The 18,207-nt window shown below is 42.7% G+C and carries 24 protein-coding genes; 9 read left to right on the forward strand and 15 right to left on the reverse strand.

Features of this window, described 5'->3' with window-relative positions; all coding sequences use genetic code 11:
• Positions 1–129: 129 nt before the first annotated feature.
• Positions 130–315 carry a general stress protein gene (locus tag LF822_RS18950; protein WP_253925664.1) on the forward strand — a complete coding sequence of 62 codons (186 nt, stop codon included), beginning with the start codon at positions 130–132 and terminating at the stop codon, positions 313–315.
• 221 nt (positions 316–536) lie between these two features.
• Here LF822_RS18950 and LF822_RS18955 read toward each other — a convergent pair whose 3' ends face one another.
• The 7 genes from LF822_RS18955 to trpE are packed head-to-tail and all read right to left on the reverse strand — an operon-like array spanning position 537 to position 7,069.
• On the reverse strand, positions 537–1,130 hold the full coding sequence (locus tag LF822_RS18955; RefSeq protein ID WP_253925665.1) for an anthranilate synthase component II: 594 nt from the start codon (positions 1,128–1,130) through the stop codon (positions 537–539).
• Positions 1,131–1,155: 25 nt separating this feature from the next.
• Entirely contained in the window at positions 1,156–1,956 is an 801-nt protein-coding gene (gene trpA, locus LF822_RS18960; RefSeq protein ID WP_253925666.1) for a tryptophan synthase subunit alpha, read from the reverse strand.
• A gap of 1 nt (position 1,957) precedes the next feature.
• A complete protein-coding gene (trpB, locus tag LF822_RS18965) occupies positions 1,958–3,151 on the reverse strand; it encodes a tryptophan synthase subunit beta (RefSeq protein ID WP_253925667.1) in 1,194 nt (397 codons plus the stop codon).
• On the reverse strand, positions 3,132–3,788 hold the full coding sequence (locus tag LF822_RS18970; protein ID WP_253925668.1) for a phosphoribosylanthranilate isomerase: 657 nt from the start codon (positions 3,786–3,788) through the stop codon (positions 3,132–3,134). Before LF822_RS18970 ends, trpB begins: the two co-directional genes overlap by 20 nt.
• Positions 3,788–4,549 (reverse strand): indole-3-glycerol phosphate synthase TrpC, encoded by a 762-nt coding sequence (trpC, locus tag LF822_RS18975; protein WP_253925669.1) that lies wholly within the window; start codon positions 4,547–4,549, stop codon positions 3,788–3,790. Before trpC ends, LF822_RS18970 begins: the two co-directional genes overlap by 1 nt.
• Complete coding sequence (gene trpD, locus LF822_RS18980; RefSeq protein ID WP_253925670.1) at positions 4,542–5,564, reverse strand: anthranilate phosphoribosyltransferase; 1,023 nt, start codon at positions 5,562–5,564, stop codon at positions 4,542–4,544. Before trpD ends, trpC begins: the two co-directional genes overlap by 8 nt.
• Positions 5,561–7,069, reverse strand: coding sequence for an anthranilate synthase component I (gene trpE / locus LF822_RS18985; RefSeq protein ID WP_253925671.1), 1,509 nt, complete (start codon positions 7,067–7,069; stop codon positions 5,561–5,563). Before trpE ends, trpD begins: the two co-directional genes overlap by 4 nt.
• Positions 7,070–7,598: 529 nt before the next feature.
• On the opposite strand from trpE, the gene LF822_RS18990 reads away from it, so the two are divergent.
• The gene (locus LF822_RS18990; RefSeq protein ID WP_253925672.1) at positions 7,599–8,369 is read left to right on the forward strand and encodes an SDR family NAD(P)-dependent oxidoreductase; all 771 of its coding nucleotides are present in this window, start codon (positions 7,599–7,601) and stop codon (positions 8,367–8,369) included.
• A 53-nt stretch (positions 8,370–8,422) separates the two neighbouring features.
• Here LF822_RS18990 and LF822_RS18995 read toward each other — a convergent pair whose 3' ends face one another.
• A complete protein-coding gene (locus LF822_RS18995) occupies positions 8,423–8,827 on the reverse strand; it encodes a GNAT family N-acetyltransferase (protein WP_253925673.1) in 405 nt (134 codons plus the stop codon).
• Positions 8,828–8,979: 152 nt separating this feature from the next.
• On the opposite strand from LF822_RS18995, the gene LF822_RS19000 reads away from it, so the two are divergent.
• On the forward strand, positions 8,980–9,462 hold the full coding sequence (locus tag LF822_RS19000) for a hypothetical protein (RefSeq protein WP_253925674.1): 483 nt from the start codon (positions 8,980–8,982) through the stop codon (positions 9,460–9,462).
• 127 nt (positions 9,463–9,589) lie between these two features.
• Here the strand turns inward: LF822_RS19000 and LF822_RS19005 are convergent, their stop codons facing one another.
• Entirely contained in the window at positions 9,590–9,796 is a 207-nt protein-coding gene (locus LF822_RS19005) for a hypothetical protein (protein ID WP_253925675.1), read from the reverse strand.
• Positions 9,797–9,835: 39 nt separating this feature from the next.
• On the reverse strand, positions 9,836–10,057 hold the full coding sequence (locus tag LF822_RS19010) for a DUF3006 domain-containing protein (RefSeq protein WP_253925676.1): 222 nt from the start codon (positions 10,055–10,057) through the stop codon (positions 9,836–9,838).
• 181 nt (positions 10,058–10,238) lie between these two features.
• Between LF822_RS19010 and LF822_RS19015 the strand changes: the two genes are divergently transcribed.
• From LF822_RS19015 to LF822_RS22940, 4 genes are all read left to right on the forward strand, one after another.
• Positions 10,239–10,829: a TetR/AcrR family transcriptional regulator gene (locus LF822_RS19015; protein ID WP_253925677.1), complete on the forward strand. Its 591-nt coding sequence runs from the start codon at positions 10,239–10,241 to the stop codon at positions 10,827–10,829.
• 3 nt (positions 10,830–10,832) lie between these two features.
• On the forward strand, positions 10,833–11,183 hold the full coding sequence (locus tag LF822_RS19020) for a DMT family transporter (RefSeq protein WP_253925678.1): 351 nt from the start codon (positions 10,833–10,835) through the stop codon (positions 11,181–11,183).
• A gap of 2 nt (positions 11,184–11,185) precedes the next feature.
• Entirely contained in the window at positions 11,186–11,500 is a 315-nt protein-coding gene (locus LF822_RS19025) for a DMT family transporter (RefSeq protein WP_253925679.1), read from the forward strand.
• 189 nt (positions 11,501–11,689) lie between these two features.
• Positions 11,690–11,824: a hypothetical protein gene (locus LF822_RS22940; protein ID WP_256522384.1), complete on the forward strand. Its 135-nt coding sequence runs from the start codon at positions 11,690–11,692 to the stop codon at positions 11,822–11,824.
• Between the two features lie 34 nt (positions 11,825–11,858).
• On the opposite strand, the gene LF822_RS19030 is transcribed toward LF822_RS22940, so the two are convergent.
• From LF822_RS19030 to nadE, 4 genes are all read right to left on the reverse strand, one after another.
• Positions 11,859–12,062: a peptide-methionine (S)-S-oxide reductase gene (locus LF822_RS19030; protein WP_253925680.1), complete on the reverse strand. Its 204-nt coding sequence runs from the start codon at positions 12,060–12,062 to the stop codon at positions 11,859–11,861.
• Positions 12,029–12,550 carry a peptide-methionine (S)-S-oxide reductase MsrA gene (gene msrA, locus LF822_RS19035; RefSeq protein WP_253925681.1) on the reverse strand — a complete coding sequence of 174 codons (522 nt, stop codon included), beginning with the start codon at positions 12,548–12,550 and terminating at the stop codon, positions 12,029–12,031. Before msrA ends, LF822_RS19030 begins: the two co-directional genes overlap by 34 nt.
• 155 nt (positions 12,551–12,705) lie before the next feature.
• Entirely contained in the window at positions 12,706–13,269 is a 564-nt protein-coding gene (locus tag LF822_RS19040; RefSeq protein WP_253925682.1) for a cysteine hydrolase family protein, read from the reverse strand.
• Positions 13,270–13,274: 5 nt separating this feature from the next.
• Positions 13,275–14,024: an NAD(+) synthase gene (nadE, locus tag LF822_RS19045; RefSeq protein ID WP_253925683.1), complete on the reverse strand. Its 750-nt coding sequence runs from the start codon at positions 14,022–14,024 to the stop codon at positions 13,275–13,277.
• 243 nt (positions 14,025–14,267) lie between these two features.
• Here nadE and bshB2 point away from each other — a divergent pair, with 243 nt between their 5' ends.
• Positions 14,268–14,948, forward strand: coding sequence for a bacillithiol biosynthesis deacetylase BshB2 (gene bshB2, locus LF822_RS19050; RefSeq protein WP_253925684.1), 681 nt, complete (start codon positions 14,268–14,270; stop codon positions 14,946–14,948).
• A gap of 107 nt (positions 14,949–15,055) precedes the next feature.
• Positions 15,056–15,808, forward strand: a complete 753-nt coding sequence (locus tag LF822_RS19055) for a FixH family protein (RefSeq protein WP_253925685.1) — start codon at positions 15,056–15,058, stop codon at positions 15,806–15,808.
• Between the two features lie 325 nt (positions 15,809–16,133).
• On the opposite strand, the gene typA is transcribed toward LF822_RS19055, so the two are convergent.
• Positions 16,134–17,975 carry a translational GTPase TypA gene (gene typA / locus LF822_RS19060; RefSeq protein WP_253925686.1) on the reverse strand — a complete coding sequence of 614 codons (1,842 nt, stop codon included), beginning with the start codon at positions 17,973–17,975 and terminating at the stop codon, positions 16,134–16,136.
• Positions 17,976–18,207 lie beyond the last annotated feature (232 nt).

Raw genomic sequence — 18,207 nt, forward strand, 5'->3', positions numbered from 1 at the left:
TTATTATATAATAACTCCTCTTAAAATATCAAGGAAAAAATTCGTTCTTTTTTACAATATCTCATTTCGATTACATCCGTTCAGGCTATTTTCATAACGGGAAACTCATGCACTAAGGACGCGGATCTTATGAAACCTAAATTTAAAGTTTTTCACGATGACGAACATTTGAGTGAATCTATTGAGAATATCCGTAAAGATGGAGTAAATGATGACGACATTTACATCCTGGCTCACGATAACGACCATGTGAGACATAGTAAAAGAAACGGGTCTTGGTACAGCGACAAAAAACATTTTCAGAGGAAAAGATGATAAATTAATATCAAAAATGAAAGAAATAGGTTTTGAACAGGATAAAGCGCAAAGTCTGGAAAAAGAATTGGATAAAGGAAAATCCTTGTTAATTGTAACCAATCATGATCACGTAAATTTCTAATGGCCTTAAATTATAGACCATTTCTTCTTTTACCACAAAAGAACCTATCTTTTCGCCTTACATGTATGTAAGGCGAAAAGATAGGTCCACTCTCTAACTACTCGGCTACAGCTTCTTTTTCTTCCTTCAGCTGATCCACTAAATTTTTTAACAGCTGCATGCCGTCATTTGTCCCGATGGATTCAGGATGAAACTGCACGCCTTCAATTGGGTATTCTAGGTGGCGGATGCCCATGATTTCTCCTTCTACGGTGGCTGCTGTGATTTCAAAGCACTCCGGAACGTCCTCTTTGTCGACGATTAGAGAATGATATCGCATTGCTTCCATGGGATTATTCAAATCTTTGTAAATCGAACGGCCGTCATGAAAGATTTCCGAACTTTTGCCGTGCATCAGGCGGTCGGCACGTACGACTCTGCCTCCGAATACCTGCGCAATGGATTGATGTCCCAGGCAGACGCCAAACATCGGAATACTTGTCTTATATCGATCAATCACATCGAGCGTTATTCCTGTTTCATCCGGGGAACATGGCCCCGGTGAAAGAAACAGGAGATCCGGCTGCAGCTCGTCGATCTCTTCAAATGTTACTTCATCGTTTCTTCTTACGATCACTTCTTCTCCCAGCTCCCCTAAGTACTGGACAAGGTTGTAAGTGAATGAATCGTAGTGGTCGATCATATAAATCACTCTGCTCAGCTCCTCTACTCTTGATTCATTTTACGAGTTCATGAATCTCCTTATAAAAACGTTCGAGTGCTTCCTCTTCTTTTCCATTTTCAAACGCTTCCAGCTCACCTTCAATTAATCGGATAATTTTACTTCCGATGATGACGCCGTCGGAATGCTCTCTCACTAACTGCACGTCATCGTTTGTTGAAACGCCGAATCCCACAGCTACCGGCACCTTACTGTGTTCTTTTACTTTTTTAATAAACGATAAGGTTTCAGCGGACATTTGATTGCTTCCGCCTGTAACGCCTAATGTAGAAACACAGTATAGAAATCCTTTGGCGTGCTCGGCTATCTGCTTGATCCGCTTATCGGAGTTAGGCGCAACTAGTGAAATAAACTCGACTTCTTTATCTTCAGCCAGCCCGCGAATTTCTTCGCTTTCCTCATATGGAAGGTCAGGGATCAACACACCCTCTGCTCCATTTTCCTCAAGCATTTCAAAGAAACGGTTATAGCCCAGCTGCAGCACGGGGTTATAATACGTGAAAATGACTACTGGGATCTTCACTCCCGCTTCACGCAGCTTCGGCACAAGATCAATAGCTTTCGTCAGCGACATTTCCTGCTTCAGTGCACGCTGAGCGGCTCTTTGAATGGTAGGGCCGTCAGCCAGCGGATCGGAATAAGGCACACCTAGTTCAAGAATGTCTGCACCAGCTTCCTGCAGCTTCAGCGCAAATTGGATCGTTAATTCAGGAGTAGGGTCGCCCGCTACAACAAACGGGATGAACAAGTCTTCTGTTTTCGTCAGCTTCCCTTGAAAGGATGTTTGTGTGAGCATATTAGTTCCCCTCCTCAAAGTGTTCCATCAATGTCGCCATGTCTTTATCCCCGCGTCCTGATAAGTTAATTAAAATGGTTTGCTCAGGCGACATCTCCGCAGCTTCTTTGAAGGCCTGCGCTAAAGCGTGAGCACTCTCAATCGCCGGGATGATTCCTTCCTGCCGGGTTAGAACTTTTAATGCATCCAGGGCTTCTTCATCAGTAATGGACTCGTAGCGGACCTGCTTAGTTTGGAAAAGGTGGGCGTGTTCCGGGCCGATTCCAGGGTAGTCCAATCCTGCAGAAATGGAGTAAGGTTCGGTAATCTGTCCATTTACATCCTGCATTAAATAGGTCATTGACCCGTGAATCACTCCCGGCGTTCCTTTTGTTAAAGTAGCTGCGTGTTCCGGTGTGTCGATGCCTTTCCCGGCAGCTTCTACACCGATCAACTCAGGTGCGTCACCTAAAAATGGATAGAAGATTCCCATCGCATTGCTGCCTCCGCCTACGCAGGCGTAAATGCGGTCAGGAAGTTCTTTTTCCACCTCTAAAAACTGTTTCTTCGACTCGTCCCCAATCACACGCTGGAAATCACGAACCATACGAGGGTAAGGGTGAGGTCCGACCACGGATCCGATTAGATAAAAGTGGTCTTCACAATTCGCTACCCAGTAACGTATGGCTTCGTTTGTAGCATCCTTTAACGTGCCGTTACCGCTTGATACCGAGACGACTTCTGCACCTAACAGCTTCATACGGAAGACGTTTAATTCCTGGCGGCGGATATCTTCTTCACCCATAAACACTTTACATTCAAGCCCAAACTTAGCAGCCACAGTTGCTGAGGCTACCCCGTGCTGGCCGGCACCGGTTTCGGCAATGATTTTCTTTTTGCCCATCCGCTTAGCCAGAAGCCCCTGGCCGATTGCATTGTTAAGCTTATGGGCTCCTGTATGGTTTAAATCTTCGCGTTTCAAATAAATCTTTGCGCCTCCAAGATGTTCGCTCAGCTGATCTGCATAGCTTAATGATGTCGGGCGGCCCGCGTACTCTTTTAGAACATGATGGTATTCATCTAAAAATGCTTGATCGTTCATTGCTTCATCAAGAGCTTCTTCTAATTCCTGCAGCGGACCCATTAACGTTTCTGGAACATATTTACCGCCGAAATCTCCGAAGCGTCCTTTCATATCAGGAAAAGCTTGTAACATGTCGGCCCACCTCTTTCATGATTGCTTGTATTTTATATATATCTTTCTGTTCATTTGTTTCAATACCGCTGGAAATGTCGATGCCTTCAGGCTCATGATCAAGGAGCTGCTCCACATTATCAGGCGTGATTCCTCCCGCTATAAAGCAGGATACATTCTGTTCGTTAGCAACGCGGACATACTCCTCAACTGTACTCCAGTCAAAGCTTACACCTGTTCCTCCGTGTGCGCCTTTTACTTTGGAGTCGATCACATAGCCATCTGCTACTCCTTTAAAGATTTCCATCTGCTGCATAGCATTATCGCTGTGATGAACAACTTTCCATACAGGCAGACCGAACGCTTCTTTAATCTTCAGAATTTCTGACACTGTTTCGCTGCCGTGAAGCTGAATTACATCTAACGAAACAAATGTAAGCACTTCTTCCAATTGTTCCATCGTCGGGTTGACGAATACACCGACCAGCTTCTGCTGCGGCTTCGTGCGCCGTACCCACTGCCCTACACGTTCAGGACGGACATAACGCTTTGTTTTTCTTACAAAAATAAAGCCAAGATGGGTCGCATTGGAATTGGCACTCTTCTCCACATCACTCGCCGAGCGATTACCGCATAGCTTCACTAAAGGTTCACGCATTAGACGTTCACCCCGTTCACTAAATCCTTCACCGCTTTTTTTATATTAGTCTGCCGCATTAGAGACTCGCCGACTAAGACGGCCTGCGCTCCGTAGCTTACAACTTTTTCAATATCTTCATACGTAAATATGCCGCTTTCCGAGACGAGCAGAGATTCTTCTGGAGCTAAACGCGCCATTCGTTTCGTCTGCTCAAGCTTAGTTTCAAACGTGTGAAGATTGCGGTTATTAATTCCTAATACTTCAGGAGTGAATTCACTGAGAACACCTTCTAATACGTCTTCGCTGTGCACTTCCACAAGTACTTCAAGTCCAGACTCATACGCCTGTAAATACAATTCATGCAGCTTCTTCGGTTCCAATGCTTCTCCTATTAGAAGAATGGCATCAGCCCCCATCAGACTGCTTTCTTCAACCTGCAAAGGATCGATGATGAAATCTTTACGCATAACTGGCACCTGCACAAACTTTTTAATGTCAGTTAAAAAGTCGCGGTGCCCCTGAAAGAAATGCTGATCCGTTAAAACTGAAATCGCTTCTGCACCTGCATCGTTATATTGTTTACCCACCATTACATGGTTAAAGTCGTCGCGGATAATTCCTTTTGAAGGGGAAGCTTTTTTCACTTCAGCAATTAACCCTGCTTTATTCGGGGAATTACGTAAAGAGTCAGCAAAAGAATAGTGATCTACTTCAGCCGCTTCTGGTAAATAAAGTCGTTCGATTTCCTGCTGTTTTATCGCTAGGATGGTATCAAGCATACTGACGTCGCTCCCTTTCTTCCTGAATCGATGTGAAATAATTATACACTCTGCCGCTTTCAATTGCCTGTTGAACAAGTTGTACGCCTTCACGCAGGTCTTTGGCTTTACCTGCAATATATAATCCGGCTGCCGCGTTCATCTTTACAATGGTCAAAGCACTCTCGTTTGCAGAGCCCTGCAGCACCTGCTCGATGATTTGAGCACTCTCATTCGTCGTATTAATTTGGATATCCTCAAGCTTTCCGCTTTTCAGCCCCAGATCCTCCGGGGTAAGCGTAAAGCGGGTAATTTCACCGTCTTTCAGCTCAACTATATCAGTTTCCCCTGTCATTGTGATCTCATCGAGTCCATCATGTCCGGTCACAAGCAGAACGTGCTTTGATCCCAGCTTGTTCAGCGTTTCTGCCATTTTCTCGGCATAGGCTGTATCATAAATTCCGATAAGCTGGCGTTTGGCGTTCGCAGGGTTTGACATAGGACCCAATAAATTAAACACCGTACGGAAGCCTAGTTCCTGACGGGCGGGTCCGGCATGCTTCATCGCCTGATGATAATTAGGCGCAAACATAAAGGTCATCCCTTTTTCGGCAATCGCTTTTGCACCTTCTGCCGGGGTGGTATCAATCGGGACTCCTAATGTTTCCAGCACATCTGCACTTCCGCTTTTTGAAGAAACTTTACGGTTGCCGTGCTTGGCGACTTTAACATCCATGGAAGCTAGTATTAAAGATACAGCAGTGGAAATGTTAAAGGTTGAACTTCCGTCTCCGCCTGTTCCGCACGTATCGACTATATCTTCATGAGCAACGTCCAGCTTTGTCATGTTCGCCCGCATAGCACGAACAAATCCTGTCATTTCTTCTACCGTTTCCCCGCGATGACGAATGACAGATAATAAACTCATCAACTGTCCTGTTGTTACGTTGCCCTGCATGATTTCATTCATTACTTTATACGCTTCTTCTTCGGTTAATGTTTTGCCCTCTACAACTTCACTTAAAATGTTTTTCATTTCGTCTCGACTCCTTCTCTGCTCTTCTCAAATGCCTGCTCAGCTATTTCTATCGTTCGTTTTAAAGCACTGGCTTTATTAATTGTTTCCTGATATTCAGATTCAGGGTCCGAATCTGCAACAACTCCTGCCCCTGCCTGTACATAAACTTGATCGCCCACTTTTGTCATCGTTCGGATCGTGATACACGAATCAATATTGCCGTCAAAACCTAAATAGACAACTCCGCCTCCGTACAGATGGCGGGGAGTCGGCTCTAGCTCCCGCAATATTTGCATAGCGCGGATCTTAGGAGCGCCGGATAACGTACCTGCCGGATAAGCAGAAATGAGGGCATCAATCGGGGAAACCTCATCCCTCAGCTGTCCTGTCACTTTACTAATGATGTGCATTACCTTCGAGAAGCGGCCGATGGTCATATAATCGAACACTTTCACACTGCCAAACTCAGCTACTCTGCCCATGTCGTTACGGGCCAGATCTACCAGCATCCGATGTTCGGCCTGTTCCTTCTCATCAGCTAGAAGCTCTTCTGCAAGCGCATCATCTTCTTCCTTCGTAGCCCCTCGCTTTCTCGTACCGGCGATGGGGTGAATTTCAAGCTCGCCGTCCTGGACCTCTAACAGCCGTTCAGGTGAGCTGCCCATGACTTCCACATCTTCAAAATGCAGATAGAACATATAAGGGGAAGGGTTCACCTTTCTTAGAATCCTGTATAATTCAAAACCGCTCCGTTCGGTTCTGGTTTGAAAACGCTGAGACAATACAGCTTGAAAGATATCGCCTGCTAAGATATATTCTTTGATTTTCTCCACATCACGTTTAAAGTCTTCTTTTTCATAGTTGCTGATAAGCTCAACTGAGTAGTCAGATGACTCGTCCGTCAGCATAAGATCCGGCAGAAAACTGTTTTCCTTCAATCGCTGACTTACCCTTTTCAGACGGCTGACTGCTGCTTTATATTCTTGAGCAGGCTCGACCCCATTGAGCCGTGAAAACGTTAATATCGTTGTTTCTTTTGTTTTGTGATTATACGCAATTAATGTTTTACAAAATAATAAATGATAATTGGAAAGATCAATATGGTCAGCCTCCGGATAAGGAACAGGTTCATAATCGGAAATCGCATCATAGGCGATATACCCAACCGCTCCTCCTTTAAAAGGAAGCGGCACTTCTGCCTGCTTAACGTTTAGATCCTGCACCGTTTTTTCAAAAGCTTCCTTAAAGGATTCAGCTGTCCAGCTTCTATTTTCTTGAAAGTCATCAATAATAAACGATCCATTTACTTGTTTCACTTCAATCATCGGATCTAAACCAATGAATGAGAAATTAGACCATGGGGATTCAGGGTCCTGGCTTTCTAACATATATACAGCCTCATCGCGCAGGGCGTGAAACATATGAATCGGGGTCAGTGTGTCTGTATAAAATGATTGGGAAACTGGAATCGTGTGGTATTCCTCAGCGTCATTAAGGAATGATTCCATTGTTGTTAAACTCATATTTCGCTCACCTCTCCATAATTGATTATGGAAAATGAGACGTTGAGGGTATTCTATGTGGGATGAAAAAGGGTAGTAAAAATTTGACTAAGACCATCAGACAGCTCTTTCGTCCGTCGACTCCTTAGTTCACTCAGCTCATCCTTCTTCCTCAACTCATCTAATCTCATTCTCTACTCTTACGCTTCATGCTTTCAAACAGTGTATAAAATTCTGATAATATTGTCAACCAGTGCGAATCTTTTAAACGCTTGGTAATAATGGATCCTGGGAAGATTACTACATTTAATATGGGGGATGATGCTATCATTGGGAACCATTTCTGCTGAAAAAATGCGGAACTGGCGAGCTCATTCTCGTCAAACCTATCTGCCATGCTGCATATATAACCGCCAAAAGACCACACATCGTTTTTGTTGATTTCTGCAGGTAATATGTTAAACAATAAAGAAGAGATCTAATAAATAATGGTTCGATTCTCTTTTTTGAGGGTAAGAAAATGGATAGTATAATTTAAAGGAGAGATTTTGTGAAACCGACTGCATTAATTACTGGTGCCTCAGGAGGCATTGGTTATGAACTAGCTCATCTTTTTGCAAAAGCCGGCTATGATTTAATTGTAACAGCCCGCTCCGAAATTAAACTTCAGCAGTTAAAGACTGAATTAAATAATTACCATGTAACTGTAATTGCGGAAGATTTGTCACACCCTGAGGGTGCACATAATCTCTACGAGAAAGTAAAAAAACAAGGAAAAACTATAGAGGTGCTCGTGAATAATGCAGGGTTTGGTCTAAATGGAGCTTTCGAAGACCTGCCTCTCATCGAACAAAAAAAGATGCTGCAAGTGAACATCCACGCGCTGACGGAGCTTACTCATTATTTCATAAATGATATGAAAACCTCACCTTTCTCAACCGTTCCCAGAGGTGTATTAAACGTAGCCAGTATTGCGGCCTTTCAGCCGGGACCTAGAATGGCTGCTTATTATGCCTCAAAAGCATACGTCCTGTCCTTTACAGAAGCACTGAGAGAAGAACTTAGCGGTACAGGACTTACTATATCTACACTTTGCCCGGGGGCTACTGACACAAATTTCTTTAATAATGCAAAGGCTGAACATACAAAGCTGGTTACTCGTACTATGAGTCCTAAAGAGGTGGCAGACCAAGGATTCTTAGGATTTATAAAAGGAAAACGAGTGATCATACCAGGCTGGCTGAACCAATCGCTGGCTCTTTCTTCTAAATTTGTCCCTCGTGCAACAGCTGCCAAACTGGCTCATTACATGGACACTTAAACGTAGTGAAGCTCCGTCCAGTTATTGACGGAGCTTCACTACGTTTCTTTATTTTATACGAACTCTTCTGCCGCTTTTCTAAATCCATAAAAAGGTCTGAAGCTTTGCTGGGAGTAATATCCCTCTGACTCACTCGTAGCCAGCACTTCCACCCGTGTGCTAGGATAACAGCTGTGGGCTTCTTCAATGAGTATCTTTCCTAAGTTTTGACCTCTATAATCCCTTCGAATCAACAGCTCACACACGAATAAACTAACAGAACCATCTGTAAGCCCTCTTAAGTAACCAACAACTTCATCATTATTCGTCAGGACAAGAGCCGGCTCAGAATTAATCCACCCATGAAATGTTTCATCCTTATTAGCAGCAAGCTGCTCCCATCCTTCCTGACTGTTTAACTCAAGAATCGCATCAAAGTCCTTTGCTTGAAAAGAACGAATAGAAAAGCTGCTATCCATATGATTCATCCCCCACTTCATAATTTTCATTCCCTCTTATCTATTACGAACCACTATTGCATCCGTTTCATTTTTTCTTCTAAAATTAATGACATATGCTAAAATAAATGTTTGGATAGATATGCAGCACCATTCTAGGAGTGACATTAAATATGAAAAGAAATATTGCCGCTGCACTAATAAGTGTGACTTTCATTATTGCAGGCTGCTCATCAAGTGAAGACATATCTTTAGCTTCGTTAAAAGAAAATTACCCCGAGGCCTTTGCTAAGCCCATAGAGGATTCATTATCCGAAAATGAACAGGAGGCACTGGGACTTCCGGAAGAAGTTCCTTTTAATGTAGATGGGGTTGAAGCAACTTCTGTGGAAAATGAGGCTGAAGTCCGTTATACTTCAACAGATGCAGACGAACTTACGGTGACTACCATTTATAATCCGGAGAATAATTTACAGGAAGCCGATACTCGGATGACACTTGAGTCAGGCGCGATCGCAGGTGTAACGGAAGGAGAGGCTTCTGTATCTTTCGAATGGTACGACGATGAAGATCAAGTTATTTATCAGGTGATCTACGCACCAATGGAAGACGAAGAGCGATTAGAGGATGGATTGGATATCGCAAACAGCATTTAAAGATGGCACAGCCTGAAGGAAGCAGATGCCTTCAGGCTGTAGTTATTTAAAGGACGGCTTGTATACTGTTTTTAAGAAATACTTCGAGGCCTGCTGAACATTTATAAAAGATTTAACCCCTTCAAGATCAATTCCATTTTGCGTAAACCAATCCAGCTAATACGACTTCGATTCCAAGCAGCTGCAGATTGACTACTAAATTCTTCAGCAGCACCGCCCATTCATTATTGATATCAATAATTTCCGAGAACTGAATAGCGAGCCGTCTAATCTTTTGACCGCGGCATTGTTCAGTCAGAATGTTTTTACTGTTTATTATGGCGGTTCGAGTCAAAAAATCAATAAATAAAAAACACCCTTTTAAAAAGGTGTCCTAAACGCCTTCAAGGTCACTTAAAGGCTCATCACTATGTTTAACAACCACTTCCACATGACGCAGATTACCCATGTGGTCAAAATCAATTGCAATAATATCTCCAGGCTGAGCAAATTCAATCAACCGTTCTTTAAATACCATTAATTTATTCTCCAGCCGATCCGTCTCAATCAGGATGGCATGGGTTCCTTCATATCGATCAAGCGTGTACGTATTCACGTTGACACATCCTTTTTAAAATTAAGTGGCCAAGTTTTCCGACAATTCATCCTTTAGTTTGACATTCCCCTCCTCCTATAAAACTAAACGTAGCAATGTGTAAACAAGTGCTGGACAAATCAAAAAAACGATGTTAAGTTTAAACTAACAACCGTTAGTTAGGTGGTGTGGGGTGTTATTTATGACTGAACAGAAAATAATTGATGCTGGATTAGAGTGTTTCGCTCAATATGGGTATCAAAACACAAGTCTTTCCGATATTGCAGATAAAGTAGGTATTAAGAAACCTTCATTATACAACCATTTCTCGAGCAAGGAAGCAATTTTCCTGCGTGTCCTCGAAGAAGTGGCACAAAAGGAACTCGAACACTTAAAAGGCTTTACAGAATATACGCAGGACCGATCGATAAAAGAACAAATCCACGAGGTCTTTAATCTATATGTGGATCATATGTCCTATTCGACTGAGGGAGCTTTTTTTAAACGTTTCACTTTCTTCCCTCCCGAAGAATTCGCCGATCAGATTCTTCAGGTCTTTCTGAATACAGAAGAGCAGGTTATTAAGATTATCGGACCCATCTTTCAAAAAGGAATGGATACAGGTGTGATTCGGCCGCTGCAGTTAAATGAATTGACTTCAACCTTCTATACGATGATTGACGGACTCTTTTTAGAAGAAAATTTTTATGACAGAGAGACACTTGTCGAACGACAAAAGGCGAGCTTTAAAATTTTCTGGCTTGGAATTCAGGCAGCGAGTCAGGAGGGATAAAAAATGGCATGGGTTTACTTGTTAATTGGAGCAGTGTTTGAAATAGGATGGGCAGTCGGTCTGAAGTTGTCTGAAGGGTTCTCTAAGCCTTTCATCTCAGTGGCGACCGTCATTTTTATTTTTATTAGTTTCTACTTTTTCACAAAAGCGTTACGGTTAATTGATATGGGTACAGGATATGCAATATTTACAGGAATTGGCGCTGCAGGAACTGCCGTGATCGGCATGACATTTCTCGGTGATGGAACAGGCACTGGAAAGGTCTTTTTTATTGTGCTTTTAATCTTTGGGGTGATTGGACTCAAGCTTTCTGACACTTCAAATGAAACAACTCACACCGCAAAGGAGGGATAACCTTGGCTTGGATGTTTTTAGTAATTGCTGGCATGGGAGAAATGCTCGGGATGTTCTTCTTAAAGTTGTCAGATGGACTTAGTAAGCTGAAGCCAAGCATGTTTGCTCTAATTTCAGGCTTCTTAAGCTTCTACTTTTTATCGTTATCTCTCAGGGAACTACCCATAGGTACGGCCTATGGTATCTGGACAGGGATAGGATCAGCCGGAACCGTGCTTCTCGGCATCTTATTCTTTAAAGAACAAGTCAATATGAAACGAATATTCTTCGTGACATGTATAATCATCGGGGTTATCGGCCTAAAACTTGTTTCATAATTTTTTGAAAAAATACTGGTATTCCTGTTGCAATGCAGGATAAAAGTCAGTAAAATATAGTTGTGTTTCCTAATATTAGACAAAATTCGACATTCATGATGCGAGTAAATGTGTCTACACTAAGAGTGAGATGTATGGATGATTAATTGAAACTACACATGTGAAATGAAACATCATGGGGGAAAAGAAATGAGAAGATTTTTGTTCGGTATATTATTAACAATTGTTATTGCATTTAGTTATGTAGGTTATTCTGATCTTGACTCTAATCCTGCGCCTGAAGAAACATCAAATGATGATGAAACAAGCGGGCAGCAATTTTAAAAAGCCTCTTGAGCCATAGCTCAAGAGGCTTTTCTTATTTTAAAGGAAGATCCAGTTCACGATCTTCTCCCCATGTCTCCTCTAAATAATCATCTCGGCCAGAGTTCCCCCGATAATAATCGTAACGCCATTCATTCTTTTTATAGTAATCCTGATGATAATCCTCTGCACGGTAAAAATCTTCAGCCTGTTTAATCGGTGTTATTACTTCTTCTTCAAAACGTCCAGATGCTTCCATTTCAGCCTTCGATTGCTCTGCCTCTTCCTTCTGCTCCTCTCCTTAGAATGATAAAAAATTGCCGTTGTATACTGAGCACCGCGGTCCGCAAACTGGCCTTCTTTATCTGTCGGATCGATCTGCCGCCAGAATACGCTCAATAGTTCTGCATAAGTAATGACTTCTGGATCAAAATATACTTGTACGGCTTCAACATGATCTGTTTCACCGCCTGATACTTCTTCATAGGAAGGGTTCGTCTGGCTGCCTCCTATATAGCCGGAAATCACTTCGTCTACCCCGGCTAATTTCTCAAAAGGCGCCTCCATACACCAAAAGCATCCGCCGGCAAATGTAGCAGTTTCAAAGCCTTCAGGGGTCTCGGAATCAGCAACTGCATTGCTTTCATAGCTCCTCTGGGTGAAATAGGCGTAAGCTTCTGGTAAAACGAGTATACCCAGCATGAGAGTGACAAGAACAGCTGTCCACCATTTGGTACGCTTCTTCATATTTCACCTTTCCCCTCATTTAGAATCTCTCTCTATTTTACCATGAAAAAAGATATCACCCACTGCCCAGCATCAAAGGCGGATCTTTCTAATGAACGGTCAAGCTGATGACCCGGCGGATGACATACCACTGAGTCCTCAACCGTTAACCGGAATCATTCACCATTCTTAAAGGCATCCTTCATTGATATTTCAGTTGTGCTCTGAATATTGGCAAATAGAGAACGCTTAATAATCTGAAGGGCGTTATTATTATCCTCCACTTTCTCAGAAGCTATTGTGTCTTTAGGCACCCAGAGAATAAAATCGCGCATATATGCGTCGTTGGCCGTAAACAACACACATATATCCCCTGCAACTCCTGTTAGAATAAGGTTCTTAACCTCAAGCTGTTCCAGTAGAATACTCAGCTGAGTCCCAAAAAAACCGGAATGCTTCGGTTTAATGATAAAATAGTCATCGTCAGCCGGCATCACTTCTTTAATAATGGAAGCACCCGGACCCCTCCTGCACTCAGCAATCAGCTCATCCGCATTATCCTGCCACAGTCCAAAGTTGTCATTCACATAAATGACTGGCACACCAGCTTGTTTGGCCTGCCTTCTTAATTCATTAATGGGGTTCACAATTTCCCTGGATTGCTCAAGAAGATCCTCTCCTCCATCAAAATCCATTTTGTTTATCATATCAATAATGAGTAAGGCGGTATGATCAGCCATTTTCATCACTCCTCTTTAAACTCAGGAGGACCCGCAGGTATCTGCCGCTTATGTTCACTTTTCTCGTGCAGTCTGCTAAGCGTCTCTTCTTCCTCCATACTAATACTCTCTCCTCTTAAGTATGCATCAATTGCCTCATATGAAATACCCATTTCTTCTTCGTCAGATTGTCCTTCCCACAGCTCAGCACTCGGCTTTTTATTAAGCACTGTATCAGTTACCCCTAAGTAACCGGCCATTTCTCTAACCTCTTCTTTTCTCATATGAATCAATGGGACTAAATCTACTCCGCCATCTCCATATTTAGTGAAATATCCAGTATAATCTTCTGCTGCATTATCCGTTCCAACAACTAAATATCCGTAGTTTTGTGCCACAGCATAAAGAGTACTCATTCGTAAACGTGCCTGCAAATTAGCGCCTCTCAATTGAGCATTGTCTTCATTCCATTCACCTTTATTTCTCAACTCACCCTCAATAGTTCCGTACGTTTCTTCATAAGCTTTCGTCAGTTCAATTCCTATATAGTCTAAACCTGCATTTTCCACGACTGCCAGTGCGTCTGGCTGGTCTTCTACTTTTTTATTTATAGGTAAGAGCACACCCAGGGAATTGTCAGGAAATGCTCTTTTTATTAAATAAGCGACGACTGCAGAATCTATCCCCCCGCTGACACCTACTAGTGCACCCTTTGCTCCTGCTCCCTCAATTTTCTCTCTAAGCCAGCTGACTAACTGTTCTACTTGTTTCTCCATATATAAACTCCTCTCCTCAATATGCTTCTCGTTGTTATGTTCCTGAAAAATTATGGCAGTAAACCTCATTCAATAGGTAACTTCCTTTTCAAACAGGATATTGTCTCGAAAGAATAAGAAAAAGGGGAGTAAATTATCATATAGATATAGCACTCAATGGCACTCTTAAAACAAATAGCTTTCATTAACGATTTATTTACGTAATAATGAATATTAGAACCCGTTTCAAGGAGTGACCTTCTTATGATTGAAAATGAACAGCACGTGCTTGTAATTTTCCCCCACCCTGATGACGAAGCCTTCGGGGTCTCAGGGACAATTACCTCGTATATAAAAAAAGGCGTTCCGGTAACCTACGCCTGTCTCACCCTGGGAGAAATGGGCAGGAATCTGGGGATGCCAACCTTTGCCACACGCGAAACTCTGCCCGTGATTCGAAAAGAAGAATTAAAAAAAGCGGCGGAAGCGATGGGGATTGAAGACTTAAGAATGATGGGTCTGCGAGACAAAACCTTAGAATTCGAAGATGATGAAGATATGAAGAAGCTGGTGGCTGACCTAGTAGATGAATTGAAGCCCTCTCTCGTAATCAGCTTCTACCCTGGCTATGCCGTCCATCCTGATCATGAAGCAACAGCCCGCGCAGTAGTTGGGGCGCTTGGAGAAATTGAACCGGATATGCGTCCTGCCCTGCATGCCGTTGCATTTGCCAACAACACAGAAGACGAATTAGGAAAGCCAGATATTGTTCACGACATCCGGCACGTGCAGGAAGAAAAATTAAACGCCATGCGGGCTCACATTTCCCAAACGGCCCGTATGCTGGAAATGCTAGACGAAGGTTTAGAAAGAAACGATCCAGAAGCTCTTAGATGGGTCCAATCTGAAAATTTCTATACGTATAAATGGGGAGACGAAGGCTGACAATTCTGTCAGCTTTTTGTTTTTGTCATAAAATAGTTCCGATTTGTCCTGTGCGAAAGAGTAAAAAAAATGATACTCTATTTCTAGTGAGGTTAAAAGGAGATTTTATGATGAATAAAAAGCTGCTTATGCTCGTGTGTTTTATTGTGTTAACTGCGTGTGGAACGGAGGAAGGTAATGATTCAAGTTCCGCTGACGAAGAAGAAGTTGTACAGCCTGAGGTTGAAGTTGTTTTCGATGAGGAACCTTTGCCTGTCGATGAAGAAACGCCGATCCAAGCGATAGTTACGGCAGACGGAGAGCCTGTTAAGGATGCAGATTATGTAGAATTTGAAATTTGGGAAGATACAGAAAGGGAAGACACCTCAGAGACCTTAGAAGCAGAACATACAGAAGATGGTGTCTATGAATTAATGTATGAATTTGAAGAAGATGGTACTTATCAAGTCATTGCTCATACTCAGGCCAGAGACGTTCACACTATGCCTCAAGTAGAGGTACAAGCTGGTGATGACAGTTCTCACGAAGAAGACGAGCATGAAGAAGGTTCACATGCCCATGAAGATGGAGAATTTGCGGTACACTTGATACAGGAAGAATTGTCTTCAGAAGAAAACTCTGAATTACTGGCACATATTGAACAAAACGGGGAACCCTTTGAACAAGGGGAAGTAAGTTTTGAAATCAGCTCCGACCAGCTGGATAAGCATGAATTTATAGAAGCAGAGGAAGTGGAGCCGGGAGCTTATCAGGCTGAATTTGACTTTCCTGCTGCCGGCGGGTACCTCATAAATGTTCATTATGAAAAACCTGAGGAAGACATTCACGGACATAAAGAAGAAGAAGTAAAAGTAGACTGATCGTCAATATGACGGTCAGTCTTTTTAAGTAAAATAGCTTAATCTCAAATAGCATTTACTGTATCCAGGAAGTAAATCAGAGCAGCCGTTCTCCAAATAACAGGTACGAAACCGGAATAATATGAATTGTGGCTGCTGCCTGCCTAATGAAAATTTTTGAGATTATATGGTCACGGTCAATGATCCTGCAGGTGTCCGTGCTGATTCCTCGCTCACCTAAACTGTTTGCTGTGGAATCTTTTATAGTTATATTTATCACTAGACGAAAAATCAATATAAAAAGCTGTCGAGAAACTCGACAGCCTTTTACCGCTAAAGCGGTCTATTAAACATCAGCGTTTTGAAGCTTTTTCTTCTTCGCAGCCTTTTCACGTTCATTTTTATTAAGGAATTTCTTACGAAGACGTACCGTTTCCGGCGTTACTTCGCAGTACTCATCATCGTCAAGATACTCGATTGCTTCTTCAAGCGTCAACTGACGAGTTTTCTTAATCGTGGTTGTATTATCTTTTGTAGCAGAACGCACGTTAGTCAAGTGCTTCTCTTTCGTGATGTTAACCGTTAAGTCATTATCACGATTATGCTCCCCTACGATCATACCTTCGTACACTTCTGTACCGGGCTCAACGAAAATTACTCCTCGATCTTCAAGGTTCATAATTCCATACGTAGAAGCTTTACCTTTATCAAGGGAAACAAGAACTCCTTGGCGGCGGCCTCCCACCTGGCCTTTAGCTACAGGGGCATAACCATGGAACGTATGGTTTAAGATTCCATAGCCGCGGGTCTGCGTCATAAATTCTGTAGAATATCCAATCAGTCCACGGGATGGTACAAGAAACTCAAGGCGGACCTGCCCATTTCCGTCGTTTACCATATCCTGCATTTCACCTTTACGAAGACCGATGGATTCCATTACAGCACCCTGGTATTCATCAGGAGTATCAATTTGTACATATTCAACAGGTTCACAAGTTTCTCCATCAATCTCCTTGAGAATTACTTTAGGTTTAGACAGCTGCAGCTCGAATCCTTCACGGCGCATGTTCTCCACAAGGATAGATAAGTGAAGCTCGCCGCGTCCGGAAACCGTAAACGCATCTGGAGAATCTGTTGGATCCACACGTAAACTAACGTCAGTTTCCAATTGCGTTAATAGACGCTCTTCGATTTGACGGGAAGTCACGTATTTACCTTCACGGCCTGCGAAAGGACTGTTATTAACAAGGAACGTCATTTGCAGGGTAGGTTCATCAATACGCGGGATCTCCATAGCTTCCTGATGATCCGGAGGACATACGGTTTCTCCAACGTTTATATCTTCTAGCCCAGCCAGCGCGATAATATCACCAGCTTGAGCTTCTTCAATTTCGATCCGCTTCAAGCCGATAAAACCAAACAGCTTGGAGACACGGAAATTTTTCACACTTCCGTCTTTCTTCATTAATGAAACCTGCTGGCCAACTTTGATGCTTCCGCGGAACACACGCCCTACACCGATACGGCCGAGGTAATCATTATAATCAAGCAAAGTTACCTGGAATTGTAAAGGCTCCTCCTTCGTATCCACAGGAGCAGGGATGTTGTTCATGATCAGCTTAAAGATCGGGTCCATTGTTTCTGTCTGGTCTTCCGGTTCGTCTCCGGACGTTCCATTTAATGCAGAGGCATAGACTACAGGGAAATCAAGCTGCTCATCATCAGCACCCAGCTCAATAAATAGATCCAGAACCTCGTCCACCACTTCTTCCGGACGAGCATTCGGACGGTCAATTTTATTTAATACGACAACTGGCGTCAGCTTTTGCTCCAGAGCCTTTTTAAGCACAAAACGAGTCTGAGGCATACAGCCTTCATAGGCGTCTACAACGAGCAATACGCCGTCCACCATTTTTAAAATTCGTTCTACTTCCCCGCCAAAGTCGGCGTGACCCGGCGTGTCTAAAATATTAATACGCGCATCATTATAATTGATGGCGGTATTTTTCGCTAAAATTGTAATTCCACGTTCTTTTTCCAAATCATTAGAGTCCATTGCTCGCTCATCAACATGTTCGTTTTCACGGAATGTTCCGGAATAGTGAAGCATTTGGTCCACTAAAGTCGTTTTTCCATGGTCAACGTGTGCGATGATCGCGATGTTACGAATATCATTTCTGTGTTGCATGAAGCACACACCTCTTTCACAATGCTAATTAATCAACTTATCTAGTATAACATAATTTAAAACATAACAATAGGTAATATACACTTATTTGTCATTTTTTACACATAATAAGCAAAAATACGAATGATATCAACGGCGGCTTTTGTTCATCGCGCTGACCTTGTACAATATGGATAATATGAACACCGCATAATTATTACAAAGGAAAGGGCTTTTTATCCTCTTGTTAGAA

It is taken from the genome of Halobacillus sp. A5, from assembly GCF_024189315.1.
In the GTDB taxonomy this organism is placed as follows: domain Bacteria; phylum Bacillota; class Bacilli; order Bacillales; family Halobacillaceae; genus Halobacillus_A.